Below are 15,545 nucleotides of genomic sequence, written 5' to 3'. Positions count from 1 at the left end.
GTCGCGGCTTTTTATTACGTGTTGATTTTTGATTATTTGTTCGCAGAAGCGTTTGGTCTGCGTGGCTTATTCCGATTCGGTTTAGCGCCTGAAGGTTTCTTTCCTTGCGCATTATTACCGTTTGGCTTGCCACCATTACTCGATTTTCTTTGGCCTTCATTCGTAACTTTGGTGTTTGGTTTGTTACCAAAGTGACGCTTGTTTTTACCTGCTGGCTTGTGACCTCGAGCGTTGTCACCCGAACGCTGACCATCCGCATGATCAACCTTTGGCTTCTTAGGCTTTTTCGGTTTCTTGGGCTTGATTGGCCGAGTATCGAGCTTAGACTCTGGCAAGGTATTAGTCGGCTTGAAGCCTTCTAGTTCATGGCGAGGTAGCAATTGCTTAATTAGTCGCTCGATGCCAAATAGTTCGCTGGCTTCATCGGCACAAACCAGTGAAATCGCGCGTCCCACTTCACCAGCTCGTCCAGTACGGCCAATGCGGTGTACGTAATCTTCTGAAACATGCGGTAAGTCGAAGTTCACGACTTGAGGTAGTTGCGGAATATCGATGCCACGTGCAGCAATGTCTGTTGCAACAAGCACACGAACATCACCAGATTTAAAATCAGCCAATGCTTTTGTTCGCGCGCCTTGGCTTTTGTTGCCATGGATTGGGGCCGCAGTAATGCCTTGGTCGTTTAAGTAGTAAGAAAGTCGGTTGGCACCGTGTTTAGTTCGACTAAATACCAACACTTGTTTCCAGTCACCGTCTTGAATCAATTTCACCAGCATAGGTGCTTTCTTACGTTTATCGGCTGGGTAGATACACTGTTCTACCGTTTTCGCTGTTGAGTTAGCAGGGTTAACTGACACTTCAACTGGGTCGTTCACCAGCCCTTTTGCCAAGTCGCGAATCTCATTTGAGAAGGTGGCTGAGAACAGAAGGTTTTGACGTTGTTTTGGAAGCAAATCCAAAATCTTACGGATATCACGAATGAAGCCCATATCCAGCATGCGGTCGGCCTCATCCAGCACTAGAACTTCAAGTTGAGAAAATTTAACCGCGTTTTGGTTGTATAAGTCGAGCAGGCGCCCGGGGGTAGCAACCAATACATCACTACCTTTGCGTAGTTTTAGCATTTGAGGGTTAATTTTTACTCCGCCAAACACAACATTAGAACTAACGCGTAAATGGCGACTGTAGTTCACCACATTTTCATTAACCTGTGCGGCCAGTTCACGAGTTGGAGTTAACACTAGTGCACGAATATGGTTGCCTTTCGCTTTTTGCCCTTGGCTTAAGCGTTCAAGGATTGGCAATGTGAAACCTGCAGTTTTGCCTGTGCCAGTCTGAGCCGCCGCCATGACGTCTTTTCCTTCAAGGACCGCAGGGATCGCTTGTTGTTGGATAGGTGAAGGGGTGTCGTATCCTTGCTCTTGGATAGCTTTAAGGATTGGCGCAGAAAGACCTAATGAGGTAAAACCCATATATATGATTCTCGATTGGTTAATAGTTTGGGATTCTCTAGGTATAGCACTTAGTAGCGCTAACCAAGAAAAAGTGGGCCATTCTGATGGGTTTACCGTTAAACATCAATCAATAAATGCCAAGCGATGGAGGCGCTTGATGATGCTACCGAGGGATAGTGCGCAATATATTGATACGTTTATTAATATTTTCGTAATCTTTGCAATTAATTTTCAGATTTATCCGACAAGTCTGTATACTGCGCGCTTTTGCTTTAGAAAATACGCCCATGTTAGATAACCTACGTTTAGCGGCCTATGTGTTGTTCGTAACGCTAAACACCGCTTGGACAGCTTTTGTTGTCAGTGTTTTAGCACTGCTAAAACTGATTCTGCCATTTCGTGCCACTCGTGCGTTGTTCACGCGTTTAGCTAACTGCCAATTTTGGTTTTGGGCGACGTTGAACCTTTGGATGCTGAATGCGAACAACAACATCAAATGGGAGATTGAAGGTGGGGAAGGTCTGTCTAAATCTCAATGGTATTTGATGATGTCGAATCACATCAGTTGGGCGGACATTGTGATTCTATCTTCGGTACTAAAAGACAAGATCCCAGCGACTAAGTTTTTTCTAAAGCACTCGTTGTTGTACGTTCCATTTGTTGGCCTTGCTTGCTGGGGGTTGGACATGCCTTTCATGAAGCGCCACTCTCGTGAGTATCTACTGCGTCACCCTGAACGTAGAAATGATGATTTTGATGCGATCAATAAGTCTTGCGACAAGTTCCGCTTAGCACCAACTACCTTGGTTAACTTTGTTGAAGGTACACGTGCAAGTCAGGAAAAGCTGCAAACCGCCAAAACACCTTACGATAATTTGCTTAAGCCAAAAACAGGTGGTGTTGCATTCGCTCTTGATGCAATGGGAGAGCTATTAGATGGGATTGTAGACGTTACGTTGGCTTATCCAGAGAACCAAGAATCCCCATTCATCGATATGCTCAAAGGCAAGCTGACTTGTGTTGTTGTAAGAGTGAAGCTGCATCCAATGGATGAGAATGTCAGTGGCGACTATTTTAAAGACAAAGCGTTTAAGCGTCGATTCCACAACTGGCTAAATGGCGTATGGAAAGAGAAGGACAGCTACCTAGCGGGTGTCTACGATAAACACGCCAATAAGTAATTTCAAGATTGAACGTAAGAAAGCGGCGAATAGGGTATACCTATTCGCCGCTTTCATTTTACTGTGTTGGAGAACTAAGCGAACCTATCACTGAACCCGATTATCGCCGCAACTATAAGCAACGATTTGGCTGATTTCCGACAACGAGCGACCGCTCTCTTGCTGCCAATCAATAAAGGCACGGTTAGACGCCTGCATAGCGCGTTTAGTGTTTCGACCACTATCAATTACGCCGCAATTGCGTAGGTGGTTTTCAACATCCGAGGAAAGAATAAATGTATCCACGCCCAATTGCCTTAACGAGTATGCTCCCGTGTTACCGCCAAGGCGTTTACCGTTTTTCTTTAGAAACTCCCATAAACCCGTGATGTCGTTACTCGGCCACTGAGCAACCATTTCACCAAAAGAACCGAATTCGTGCTTGGCTGAGTGTATCATCATGGCATTACCAGGAATCGACATCACTTTAGTGAGGTGGCGTATGATGCGTGGATCCCTTGCTTTATCTTCCCACATCTCATCCGAGAGCATTAGCAAAGGCTCAACTCTGAACTGAAAGAACACCTCTTCAAAATTCGGCCACTTTTTACGAACGACTTCCCAAGAGATCCCACACTGGAATACCTTCTCGGTGAACGCTGCTAGCCAGCGGTCATCGGGTATCGCTGCAACTTCTTTAGACGAGAGTGGCTTTCTCACCAGCGCTTCAAGGTGCTGAACACCACCTTTACGTTCTACCGCTCGAGCATAAATGGATGAAAATTTCTCAGTATTCATTAAGTTAATCTCAACTGACTATGGTGAGGAAAGAGTATCAGTAATCTTGTGGTTTGGCTTTGTAATATTAAATGCATAACTCTAGTTGATTATTTTTGTAAAAATGCTTGATATGCTCAATGATTGCTCTATTATGACGATGTGTCAAAAATGACGAAGCGTCATAAATGGTATTTATCACGTTATTCGTATTCGTGTTACAATATTGAGATTAAGGGAGTAAAGCTTGATACGGACTGGGTAATCATGTTTGGTTTTGGTTGTAAGAAAAATGATAAGAAAGAAGGGCAAGGTTGCTCATTTGGCATGACCAAAAAGCAGCAAGCCATTGCAGACAGAGAAGTTGAACTAACGATGTTAGCGAAATCTCTGGTGCAAGAGCAGGGGTGGAGTAACTTGACAATGGACAAGTTAACGTCTGCCAGTGCCTATTCTAAAGGTACGATATACAATCATTTTTCGAGCAAAGAAGATGTGATTATCGCTTTGTGTATTCATTCTCTGAAAAGTGAGGCGATCTTATTCGCTCGTGCGGCGGAATTTGAAGGTCACTCACGTGAACGAGTTATTGCAATGCACGTTGGTTATCGGATATATGCTCGTATGGAGCCGGTGTTATCGACTTGTGCCATCATGGCAAAAAGCCCATGGGTATTAGAAAAAGCATCACCAGAGCGAGTGAAAGAGCTAAATGAGTTAGAAGAAATGGTTATCGGCCATGCGGATCAACTCGTGAATCATGCAGTGGAACAGGGGGACTTGAAGTTTTCACCTGGTATTGGCTCCGATGCAATTGTATTTGCTAACTGGTCTATTGCTTTTGGTTCTAACGCGCTCACTCAAAATGCGTCCAATAGCCACTGTATTCAACGCTTACAAGACCCTTACACTGTACTGCACAATGCGAATATGTTGCTAGATGGACTCGCGTGGCAACCACTTTCTACAGAGTGGGATTACCGCAAAACGTGGCAACGAGTAGAACAGGAATTGTTCCAACAAGAACTGGAATACTTGGCTCAGGTTGGCCGATAGTTTTGTATTGCCGGATCAGTTGCTAGCTGCGATCAGTAAGTGAAGTCAATCGCAGGCAAGCCCAATTAATTGGGCTTTTTAAATCACCATTTATGACGAATCGTCAAAATAAACCTAGTTCTTTAGTAGGTCTTTTTTGATATCAAAGTGTTGCTTAATCGCCAGTGAGTTACTGGTTTTTTTAGAGCAATAGTTGACGAAACGTCACAAATGGAGAATGTGATGAAACCACTTAGTCCACCACCAAATAACCTCAACCCTTGGTTAACGATGCCCACACGTTTTACGTTTTGGGTTGTCCTTGCCACGTTATCACTACTTATCGCAGCAACAATGGGGGCCAAGAACCTCTATTTTCGCGGTGACTACAACATCTTTTTTGAGGGAACGAACAAGCAGCTTCAAGCCTTCGATGAAATTCAAACTACGTTCGCCAAAACAGACAACCTAGCGATTGTGGTTGCACCAAAAAGTCAGAATGTGTTCGATATCGAAACGTTAACCTTGGTGCAGCAAATGACAAGCGATGCATGGCAAGTCCCTTACTCGAGCCGAGTGGATTCGCTGGCGAACTATCAGCACACCGAAGCCACTGAAGATGACTTACTGGTCGAAGACCTATTGCTTGATGAATATGTGCTGACAGACGAAAGAATTGCCAAAGTTAAGCAGATTTCGCTTTCCGAGCCTGTGTTACTTCGTTCTCTGATTTCAGATAAAGGCGATGTAACGGTTGTGAACATTACTGTTCAGTTGCCGGAAGTGGATAAAACCGCTGAAGTTCAGGAGGTGATTGCAAGCGTCAATGCATTAGTTGAAAAGTATCAGAGCTTGTATCCAGAGGTAGAATTCCACAAAGCGGGCATCATTGCGATGAACAATGCATTCATGGAAGCCGCACAGTCAGACTCCTCAACACTGGTTCCTGCGATGTTGTTGGTCGTTTTAGTCTTCTTGACCGTGATGCTGCGCTCTATTTTAAGTGTGATTGCGACTCTTATTGTGATCATTGGTTCTGTGGCTGCAACGATGGGGCTTTCCGGCTGGGCGGGAATGTTTCTAAGTACGGCTACGGTAAATATTCCCACTTTGGTGATGACTTTAGCGGTTGCGGACTGTGTGCATGTGATTGCCACAATGCGTCATAACATGCAAAACGGTTATTCAAAGCAATACGCTATCGACCACAGCATCTCCGTGAACTTCATGCCTATCCTGATCACTTCTGTGACCACGGCAATCGGTTTTATAATGATGAACATGTCAGATTCTCCGGTGCTGCGAGATTTCGGTAATCTAGCAGCGTTGGGTGTCATGATTGCTTGTTTCCTCTCGGTTTCACTGTTACCTGCGCTGCTTAAATGGTTGCCTGTGAAAGTGAAGGAGAGTCAACAAACTACCTCTAACCGATTTATGGATGGACTTGGTGATTTCGTTGTTAGGCATCGTAAGCCATTACTACCTCTTTCTGTCGCGGTGATCGCATTATCGGCTGCGCTTATCCCACTCAATAAAGTTAATGATGAATCAGTGAAATACTTCGATTCACGGAGTGATTTTCGCCAAGCGGCCGACTTTATGGAAGCCCGCATCAGCGGCATGACCAACATCAGTATTGCAGTAAAGACCAATGAGTCACAAGGCATTGCTGATCCAGTGTTTATGCAAGCCATCGGAGATTTTACAGAGTGGCTAAGGGCGCAGCCTGAAACTGATCATGTTGCAACGCTTTCTGATGTTTATAAGCGTTTAAACAAAAACATGCACGCCGACGATGAAAGCTACTACAAACTGCCACTGGATAGAGAGCTCGCAGCACAATATCTGCTGCTGTATGAAATGTCTCTACCGTACGGCTTGGATCTAAACAACCAAATTAATGTTGATAAATCGTCAATCAAAATGGTGTTAACCATAGATAACTTGGGCAGTGTGGAACTTGTCGAGCTAGAGAATCGCATCTATCAATGGTTTGCCACGCACGCGCCTCAGTATGACGTCGTTGCATCGAGTCCGTCGCTAATGTTTGCCCATATCGGGGAAACGAACATGGCGAGTATGTTATCAACGCTGCCAATCACACTCATCCTCGTTTCAGCATTGATGATTTTTGCACTGCGCTCACTTCGACTTGGCTTGATAAGTGTGGTGCCAAACATTGCACCAGCAGTGATTGGTTTTGGCCTTTGGGCGCTAGTGTCTGGTGAAATCAATCTAGGCCTATCTGTTGTTGTGACACTAACGTTGGGAATTGTCGTCGATGACGCCGTGCACTTTCTATCCAAGTACCAAAGAGCGCGCAAGCAAGGCCAGTCAGCGGAAGAAGCTGTGCGTTATGCATTTCATACCGTTGGACGAGCACTTTGGATCACCACTGTGGTGTTAGTAGCAGGTTTCTCGGTGCTTGCAATGTCGACATTCAGACTTAATGCCGACATGGGCTCACTGAGTGCGATGGTGATCTTTATTGCGCTGGTAGTCGATTTCTTATTCCTACCAACTCTACTGATGATGTTTGACAAAAAAGAGTATCAGGTTGAAAGCGAAGTAAAACAAGACGCTGACGACCTTACTCGCACGCCGCTTATTAATACCTAATTTCGCTCATACATGGACGAGCTCAAGGAGCTAATGATGACAATACAATATTCGAAAAAAATCACTGGAATCTTTTTGTTGGTGGCGTTGACGGCAGGGAGTGCTTTCTCTGCATTTGCGGACGCCGATAAAGGGTTGGAAATAGCTAAAGAACGAAAAGCTCGAGACGAAGGTTGGGGTGATTCTGTAGCTACTATGCAGATGCTACTTAAAAATGCTCAAGGGGAGAGCAGTACCAGGCTGATGCGATTGAAATCGTTGGAAGTGAAAGATGATGGTGACAAAGGCCTGACGATTTTCGATGAGCCACGTGATGTTAAAGGCACCGCGTTTCTTAACCACTCACACACGGTAAAATCGGACGATCAGTGGCTGTACTTGCCTGCTTTGAAAAGAGTAAAGCGTATCTCGTCACGTAACAAATCAGGCCCTTTCATGGGCAGTGAATTTGCTTATGAAGACTTAAGTTCGTTCGAACTCGAGAAGTATACCTTTAACTACCTAAAGGATGACACAGTCAACGGTCAAGAAGTGTTTGTGATGGAGCAAATCCCAACTGACAAAAATTCGGGTTATACCAAGCAATTGGTGTGGTTAGAGAAGCAAGAATATCGTCCTCTCAAAGTTGAGTTTTATGACCGTAAAGGTTCGCTATTAAAAACACTGACATTCAGTGACTATAAACAGTATCTCGACCAGTACTGGCGAGCTCATACGATGGCTATGCAGAATCATCAGACGGGCAAGAGTACTGTACTGACGACGAGTGAGTTAGCGTTTCAAACGGGGTTAGACGATGGTGACTTCCAGAAAAACACGCTAAAGCGTGTAAGGTAACCGGGTATGGATGGCTGGAAGCACATATTGGCTCAGATGGGAGTCACAAGTGGTCTTGTAGTGGCAACTTTGTTGTCATTACAGTGTCACGCTGTGGCTTTAGGTGGGCAAGTTAACCTTGAGCATCGGCAGTTCATTTCGGATGGGTTACAAGGCCAAGACAAGGGGCAAAGCTCTGTTGTTCTAGTACCCGAACTGTATTGGGAGTTTGGCCAAGGGGAGAGTAGCTTCACTCTCACTCCGTTCTATCGTTTTGACAGCATGGACGATGAGCGTAGCCATGGTGACATTCGTGAAGCACTCTACTTAACCTACTGGGATGATTATGAATTGCGAGTTGGCGTTGGCAAAGTGTTTTGGGGTGTCACAGAGTCGGCGCATTTGGTCGATGTTGTGAATCAGACTGATGCAATAGAAGCGTTAGACGGTGAAGATAAACTGGGCCAACCGATGGTACATTTCACTGCTATCAAAGATTGGGGGACAGTTGATGCGATGGTGTTGCCGTATTTTCGTGAACGAACGTTCGCTGGTGTTGATGGAAGGCTGAGGCCCACAATTCCTGTATCGGACCGAGTGCTTTATGAGTCATCTCGCGAAGAGCAGCATGTGGATTTTGTTTTACGCTATGCGCAAATGTTTGGCGATTGGGATGTGGGCGTAAGCTATTTCAATGGGACAAACCGCGATCCTTATTACTTTCTCAACCAGAGCGAAGGTAATCAAGTCAGCTTAGACCCATATTATGCTCAGATGCAGCAGGTAGGCGTGGATGTACAAGGCATTGTGGGAGACTGGCTATTGAAGCTTGAATCCATCTATCGAGATAGCTACGACAACCATACTGGTGTAGTAACAGGTTTCGAATACACTTGGGTTGGCCCTTTCGAATCGTATTGGGATGTCGGTTTCATTGCTGAATACCTATACGACAGTCGAGGCAACAATGCCCAATCTGTAGGACAGAATGATGTGTTTGTTGGACTCAGGTTCGCATTGAATGATGAGGATGGAACTGAAGTGTTAACAGGCATCACTCAAGATTTGGATAACAGCGATGTATATAGCGCTAAACTGGAAGCTTCTAGCAGGATCACTAATCAACTGAAGTGGAGAGTGGATGGTTGGTTATTTGAAAACGAAACACCAGATGACTTACTGTATTTTGCCCGTAAGGACGACTTTATTGAAGTATCCTTAGAGTACTATTTTTGATCTTATCCAGAACAAAAGGCTAGGGGATTATTTGCAATCCTCTGGCCTGCAACAAGCGCTCAATTTTCCCATCTAATTTTACGAATACGGATGTTAATCGCTGGGTTTTATTATCAAAATGCTGTGTTTCATTAAGTTTCGATGAAATAGAGGCGATTTTTTACACATTAGGCATTTGTGACCGTATTTCAATTTGGCTTTGTAGGCGGGTTTCGCTACTATGTACAGCTATTTGAAAATACCCAAGAATCCCTTGCGGGAACCTTATGGACACTACCACTTATGTGCAAACATAGGTAGATGAGGAAACGATGCAACATCTAGAAGAGATCATTGCTAACGCGAATGCAGCAATTGAAGCTGCAGATTCGTTAGTCGCACTTGATGAAGTGCGTGTTCAGTATCTAGGCAAAAAAGGTGAGCTAACAGCTCAACTTCAAAGCCTAGGTAAACTACCACCAGAAGAGCGCCGTGAAGCTGGTCAAGAGATCAACAAAGCGAAAGGCGTTGTTCAACAAGCGATCGCAGCTCGTAAAGATGCACTACAACGTGCAGAGCTAGAAGCGAAGCTTGCAGCAGAAACAATCGACGTGACTCTACCAGGTCGTCGTATCGAGAACGGTGGTCTACACCCTGTGACTCGTACTGTTGAGCGTATTGAACAGTTCTTTGGTGAGCTAGGCTTTAACACTGAGTCTGGTCCTGAGATTGAAGATGCATTCCACAACTTTGATGCACTAAACATCGCAGAAGATCACCCAGCGCGTACTGACCACGACACGTTCTTCTTTAACCCAGATCTAATGCTACGTACGCACACGTCTGGCGTTCAGATCCGTACGATGGAAAATGGTAAACCACCATTCCGTTTCATCGCACCGGGCCGTGTTTACCGTAACGACTACGACCAAACGCACACGCCAATGTTCCACCAAGTGGAAGGCATGCTAGTAGACGAGAACGTAAACTTCGCACAGCTTAAAGGCATCCTGCACGACTTCCTATGTAACTTCTTTGAAGAAGAAGTTGAAGTTCGTTTCCGTCCTTCTTACTTCCCATTCACTGAGCCTTCAGCAGAAGTAGACGTGAAAGGTAAGAACGGCAAATGGCTTGAAGTTCTAGGTTGTGGCATGGTTCACCCTAACGTACTTCGCAGCGTTGGCATCGACCCTGAGAAATACTCTGGCTTCGCATTTGGTATGGGCGTTGAGCGTCTGACTATGCTTCGTTACGGCGTAAACGATCTTCGTGCGTTCTTCGAGAACGACCTTCGTTTCCTAAAACAGTTCAAGTAATCCAGGGGATACATCACTATGAAATTTAGCGAATCTTGGCTTCGTGAGTGGGTAAACCCTGCGGTATCGACTGACGAACTTACACACCAAATCACAATGGCGGGTCTAGAAGTAGACGACGTACTACCTGTTGCTGGTTCTTTCACTGGCGTTAAAGTAGGTAAAGTGGTTGAGTGTGGTCAACACCCAGACGCTGACAAACTACGTGTAACTAAAGTAGATGTTGGCGCTGAAGAACTTCTAGACATCGTTTGTGGCGCATCTAACTGTCGCCTAGGTATCAAAGTTGCTGTAGCGACTGTTGGTGCTGTTCTACCAGGCGATTTCAAAATCAAAAAAGCAAAACTACGTGGTCAACCATCACACGGCATGCTGTGTTCATTCTCTGAACTAGGTATCGACGTTGAATCTGATGGCATCATGGAACTAGCAGAAGACGCAGCAATCGGTACTGATTTCCGCGAATTCCTAGGTCTTGACGACGTAACAGTAGACGTAGACCTAACGGCTAACCGCGCTGACTGTTTCAGCATCCGTGGTATGGCGCGTGAAGTTGGCGTTCTAAACCGTGCTGATGTAACTGAGCCTGCAGTAAACGCAGTAGCACCAGCTATCGACGACACAGTTTCTATCGAAGTGAAAGCGACTGCAGCATGTCCACGTTACCTTGGCCGTGTGGTTAAGAACGTAAACGTTCAAGCTGAAACACCACTTTGGATGCAAGAGAAACTGCGCCGCTGTGGTATTCGCTCTATCGATCCAGTAGTTGATATCACTAACTTTGTTCTTCTAGAGCAAGGCCAGCCAATGCACGCATTCGATCTTGCTAAGATTGAAGGCGGCATCGTAGTGCGTATGGCAGAGCAGGGCGAGAAGCTAACTCTTCTAGACGGCAACGAAGCTGAGCTAAACGCTGATACTCTAGTTGTCGCAGACCACAACAAAGCCCTTGCTATCGCAGGTATCTTTGGTGGTGAAGAGTCTGGCGTAACGACTGAAACTAAAGACGTACTACTTGAGTGTGCGTTCTTCGCACCAGACCACATCCGTGGCCGCGCGCGTAGCTACGGTCTACACACTGATTCTTCAATGCGTTTTGAGCGTGGTGTCGATTTCGCACTACAAACAAGCGCAATGGAGCGTGCAACAGAACTTCTAGTTGAGATCTGTGGCGGTGAAGTAGCCCCTGTTGTTGCAGTAGAGTCAGAAGCTGACTTACCAAAAGCAAACACAGTATCACTACGTCGTACTAAGCTAGACAGCCTGCTAGGCCACCACATTGCAGACAGCGATGTTGTTGAAATTCTAGAGCGTCTTGGCCTAACGGTTGAAACGACTGATGCAGGTTGGACAGCGACAGCACCAACATGGCGTTTTGATATCGCAATCGAGCAAGACCTAATTGAAGAAGTAGGTCGTATCTACGGTTACGATAATATCCCTAACCAAAACCCAGCGGCAGCACTTAAGATGCACGACCACGTTGAAGCGAACATTCCGCTAAAACGCGTTCGTAACCTACTAGTTGACCGTGGTTACCAAGAAGCAATCACTTACAGCTTCGTTGAGCCAGAACAACAAAAGCTTGTTGTTCCAGGTGTTGAGCCGCTAATCCTGCCATTCCCAATCTCTGCGGATATGTCAGCAATGCGTCTAGGCCTAATCCAAGGTCTACTAAACACTGTGGTTCACAACCAGAAGCGTCAACAACCACGTGTTCGTCTATTCGAATACGGCCTACGTTTCATCCCTTGTGAGTCTGCTGAAAACGGCATGCGCCAAGAGCCTATGCTTGCAGGTGTTATCGCAGGTACTCGCAGCGAAGAGCACTGGGACATCGAAACTAACACAGTTGATTTCTTTGACCTGAAAGGCGACCTAGAAGCGGTTCTTGAGCTAACAGCTAACGAAGCAGCTTACTCTTTCGCAGCACTTTCTGCTGAAGATAAGGCAGCGAACCCAGCACTTCACCCAGGTCAATCTGCAGCAATCATCGTTGATGGTAAGCAAGTAGGTGTAATCGGTACTGTTCACCCAGAGCTTGAGCGCAAGTTTGGTCTAAACGGCCGTACTATCGTATTCGAAGTGGAATGGTCTGCAATCAACACTAAAGTGATTCCAGAAGCAGTACAGCTTTCTAAGTTCCCATCAAACCGTCGTGATATCGCAGTCGTTGTAGATGAAGCAGTGGCTTCTGGCGACATCGTTGCTGCATGTCTAGAGCAAGGTGGTGAGTTCCTGAAAGACGCGAAACTGTTCGACGTTTACGTTGGCAAAGGCGTTGAAGAAGGTAAGAAGAGCCTAGCAATCGCTCTGACACTACAGTCAGTAGAACGCACGCTTGAAGATGCAGACATCGCTGGCGCGGTTGACGCTATTGTTGCTCACGTATCTGAGAAGTTCGGTGCGTCACTGCGTGACTAATCATTTCTGATTAGATAGTAAAAACCCTGCTCAATCGGCAGGGTTTTTTTATGGCTCTCGCTTTATTTCAAGCCTTTCAGGTCGCCTGTTGGTGCCTATAAACAAATGGCTTGGTAATGGAGTCTGTCTGGGGCAACCACAACTCTGCTGACTCCAATATTTTCTGTTCGATTATACTTCTCGACGGAATGATCAAATCCATATGCGGTGGAAGGCGCCATATATTGAGTCACACCTTGCTGCATTTCTACAATCTCATCATGCCCATGGCCACATATGACCTCTTTAACTTGATGCTTCTGAAGTGCTTGGAAAACTTCATTATCGTTTTCCAAGCAAATTGCTTTCATCCATTCTGAGCCCACTCGAATAATAGGATGGTGAATGACCACGACAGGGTTAGTCGATTTTCGAAGTTGCTTTTTTAACGTTGCAAAATCTCGGTTGCTCAAACGCCCCGAACCCAACGGATGAGTATTATCGATTGGTTTATTGCTGGAATTAAGAAATAGAAATTGTCGGCCAGATATATTGGCTTTGCTGGGCATGGAAATAGAAGAGCCCTTTAGCTCAACTCTCATTAGCAGATCATCATCGTGGTTACCTGCGATTGCGATGATCACTTTGTCTTGTATGTATTCATCGATGAAGCGAACTAACTTTTTGTAACTTCCTACATTGGGGCCACAGCAAATATCACCAGTGAGAAGAACATGTGTACATTCAGCATCGTCTTGAGCCAGCTTGAGAGCACGGGCAAGGTTGCGATAACTTGTTTCATCACCTAAATGGCAGTCACTAATTTGGTAAATTGTCGTCATGGCCGTAAGTACCTAGAGGTCCCAAAAGAAACGCATAAAATGTCGTAATGTGAAAGGAATATAACTGAAACAACACTAATATTAAAGTCAGCATCAACTTACTGATTTATTAAGGTTTTTAGTATTTATTTGTGAACTAGGCAAAAAAATATTGCTACAAAGTCTGCAAGAGTGTTTTGCTGATATATGTATTAGTAGCCGAGGAATGGTCTGAAAATGGCAGTGAAATCAGAGTATTGTGAGTATATTATACTGAATTATTGTGTGGTTATGTGGTTGTTTTTGTTGGCTAATATACAATCGCCCAAGAAAAAAGTTGGCGAAAATCAGAAGCTTGGCATACACTTTCCAAGGTAAAGCCGATATGTTGTTGATTGGCTAGGCGAAATGCTTTGGCGCTGTCGTTTAGACAGCAATGTTTAACACAGCTTTGAGGGAAGTTTTATGGCGCTCACAAAGGCCGAATTGGCTGAGAACCTGTTTGAAAAGCTTGGATACAGTAAACGGGATGCCAAGGAAACGGTTGAAGTGTTTTTCGAAGAAATCCGTAAGGCACTCGAAAGTGGCGAACAGGTAAAACTGTCAGGTTTTGGTAACTTTGATCTTCGTGACAAAAATGAACGTCCGGGTCGAAATCCTAAGACTGGTGAAGACATTCCGATTTCTGCTCGACGAGTAGTGACATTCCGACCGGGACAAAAACTAAAAGCCCGAGTAGAAAACATTAAGGTTGAGAAGTAGCCCAAGCAATAGACCACGCAGCGCGTGGTCTTTTTGTCTCTGCTACTTGGTTCTAGTGACTTAGGATGACAGCGAAAACGCATAAAAAAGCGGCCAGTAGGCCGCTTTTCGTTTCTATGCTGCTTGTAAGTGAGTGGTGATGTAAGGTTGCCACGCGTTTTGGTATAGTTCGCGAGACTCACGGCGCATATTGGCGATTTGAGCTTGTTCAAACTCAGTAAAGGTTCGGTTTTCAGCCGCCGCTTTACGTTCAATGGTTTGAATTACTTCATATAAATCATGCTCTGGACCATTTTTAACATCAGCGATCGCTTTTAAGTGGAGCTGCACTTCTGCAATGATGTCGGTTTTCGGAAGTTGAACCAGCAAGTTTAAGTCACGGTAGCCTGAATCACCTGGCTTTTTAAAACGGTTTTTCACTTTGACTACAGTTGTTTCTCGGTTAAGCACTTCATAAACTTCCATTAAACTTGCCACATCGTCAGCAACGATTGTTGCGCGAGCTAAGTCTGTAATTCGCTCTGGTTTACCGCCAAGTTCATGCTGAATTTTTTCTTCTGCACGCTTTTGAGATTTAACACCAGCGAAATAGGCATCAGTAGAAGTCAGTAGCGCAGTACTTTTGCAAATAGTTTCTAGCTCATGCTGAGCTTGGTGAGCTTTACTGTAAAGAATATCGAAATCAGAATACGGTTGAAGAGGTGTAACATCGGTTGATTGAATGCCGTAAAGACCGCTCAAGCTGTGTTTGAATAGCTTAGAGCAGACTTCGTTCTGGCTTGTCGTAGAACGGTTTTGCTCACCACTTGGGGCGGTTGGAATCGCTGCGAATGCAGGTGCACGGCTTAGTACCAATAGCATCAGTGCTGTAGTACGAAGAAATAAGCTCATTCACTCTCCTTAACTTGCAGTGTCATGGTTAAAAGGAGTACTTAAAGGACGCCAATAACATTACAAATAAGAGTTGCTATTCAATTTATGGGGTTCAAAGTTAGCAAAACAACCTCTGAACACCCGAGTATTTTAAATTCTTGCGCTCAATCACATATTGATTTCACACTAGTTTGAGTGACATATAGTGAGTAAGTTCACTCATAACTTGTAAGCAATTATAACCAACGAAGATTAATACAAAATGAACGGTTCTATTCATCTTTAAATCGACTT

The 15,545-nt window shown here is 44.9% G+C and carries 12 protein-coding genes; 8 read left to right on the top strand and 4 right to left on the bottom strand.

From position 1 onward, the window contains the following. Positions 1-32: 32 nt before the first annotated feature. Positions 33-1,472, bottom strand: coding sequence for a DEAD/DEAH box helicase (locus ACXABW_RS08300; RefSeq protein WP_457522129.1), 1,440 nt, complete (start codon positions 1,470-1,472; stop codon positions 33-35). Between the two features lie 269 nt (positions 1,473-1,741). Here ACXABW_RS08300 and ACXABW_RS08295 point away from each other — a divergent pair, with 269 nt between their 5' ends. After that, on the top strand, positions 1,742-2,635 hold the full coding sequence (locus ACXABW_RS08295) for an acyltransferase (protein ID WP_252027292.1): 894 nt from the start codon (positions 1,742-1,744) through the stop codon (positions 2,633-2,635). 87 nt (positions 2,636-2,722) lie between these two features. Here ACXABW_RS08295 and ACXABW_RS08290 read toward each other — a convergent pair whose 3' ends face one another. Beyond that, the gene (locus ACXABW_RS08290) at positions 2,723-3,412 is read right to left on the bottom strand and encodes a DNA-3-methyladenine glycosylase I (RefSeq protein WP_457522127.1); all 690 of its coding nucleotides are present in this window, start codon (positions 3,410-3,412) and stop codon (positions 2,723-2,725) included. Between the two features lie 246 nt (positions 3,413-3,658). Between ACXABW_RS08290 and ACXABW_RS08285 the strand changes: the two genes are divergently transcribed. The 6 genes from ACXABW_RS08285 to pheT all read left to right on the top strand — a co-directional run bounded on the left by ACXABW_RS08285 (position 3,659) and on the right by pheT (position 12,816). Continuing rightward, positions 3,659-4,447 (top strand): TetR/AcrR family transcriptional regulator, encoded by a 789-nt coding sequence (locus tag ACXABW_RS08285; protein ID WP_252030807.1) that lies wholly within the window; start codon positions 3,659-3,661, stop codon positions 4,445-4,447. Between the two features lie 222 nt (positions 4,448-4,669). Continuing rightward, entirely contained in the window at positions 4,670-7,045 is a 2,376-nt protein-coding gene (locus tag ACXABW_RS08280) for an efflux RND transporter permease subunit (protein ID WP_457522126.1), read from the top strand. Positions 7,046-7,078: 33 nt separating this feature from the next. Further along, positions 7,079-7,882 carry an outer membrane lipoprotein-sorting protein gene (locus ACXABW_RS08275; RefSeq protein ID WP_252027287.1) on the top strand — a complete coding sequence of 268 codons (804 nt, stop codon included), beginning with the start codon at positions 7,079-7,081 and terminating at the stop codon, positions 7,880-7,882. 6 nt (positions 7,883-7,888) lie between these two features. Further along, positions 7,889-9,097: a hypothetical protein gene (locus tag ACXABW_RS08270; protein WP_457522124.1), complete on the top strand. Its 1,209-nt coding sequence runs from the start codon at positions 7,889-7,891 to the stop codon at positions 9,095-9,097. 311 nt (positions 9,098-9,408) lie between these two features. Continuing rightward, the gene (gene pheS / locus ACXABW_RS08265; protein ID WP_004413586.1) at positions 9,409-10,392 is read left to right on the top strand and encodes a phenylalanine--tRNA ligase subunit alpha; all 984 of its coding nucleotides are present in this window, start codon (positions 9,409-9,411) and stop codon (positions 10,390-10,392) included. 18 nt (positions 10,393-10,410) lie between these two features. Continuing rightward, positions 10,411-12,816, top strand: coding sequence for a phenylalanine--tRNA ligase subunit beta (pheT, locus tag ACXABW_RS08260; RefSeq protein WP_019277039.1), 2,406 nt, complete (start codon positions 10,411-10,413; stop codon positions 12,814-12,816). Positions 12,817-12,911: 95 nt separating this feature from the next. On the opposite strand, the gene ACXABW_RS08255 is transcribed toward pheT, so the two are convergent. Continuing rightward, the gene (locus ACXABW_RS08255; RefSeq protein ID WP_457522122.1) at positions 12,912-13,637 is read right to left on the bottom strand and encodes a metallophosphoesterase family protein; all 726 of its coding nucleotides are present in this window, start codon (positions 13,635-13,637) and stop codon (positions 12,912-12,914) included. A gap of 444 nt (positions 13,638-14,081) precedes the next feature. Between ACXABW_RS08255 and ihfA the strand changes: the two genes are divergently transcribed. Next, the gene (gene ihfA, locus ACXABW_RS08250; RefSeq protein ID WP_053309362.1) at positions 14,082-14,378 is read left to right on the top strand and encodes an integration host factor subunit alpha; all 297 of its coding nucleotides are present in this window, start codon (positions 14,082-14,084) and stop codon (positions 14,376-14,378) included. 114 nt (positions 14,379-14,492) lie between these two features. On the opposite strand, the gene ACXABW_RS08245 is transcribed toward ihfA, so the two are convergent. Beyond that, positions 14,493-15,269 carry a RelA/SpoT domain-containing protein gene (locus tag ACXABW_RS08245; protein ID WP_252027283.1) on the bottom strand — a complete coding sequence of 259 codons (777 nt, stop codon included), beginning with the start codon at positions 15,267-15,269 and terminating at the stop codon, positions 14,493-14,495. Positions 15,270-15,545 lie beyond the last annotated feature (276 nt).

It is taken from the genome of Vibrio paucivorans, assembly GCF_054053395.1.
Note: the sequence above shows the minus strand (reverse complement) of the source record. Positions and strands in the feature narration are given on the sequence as shown.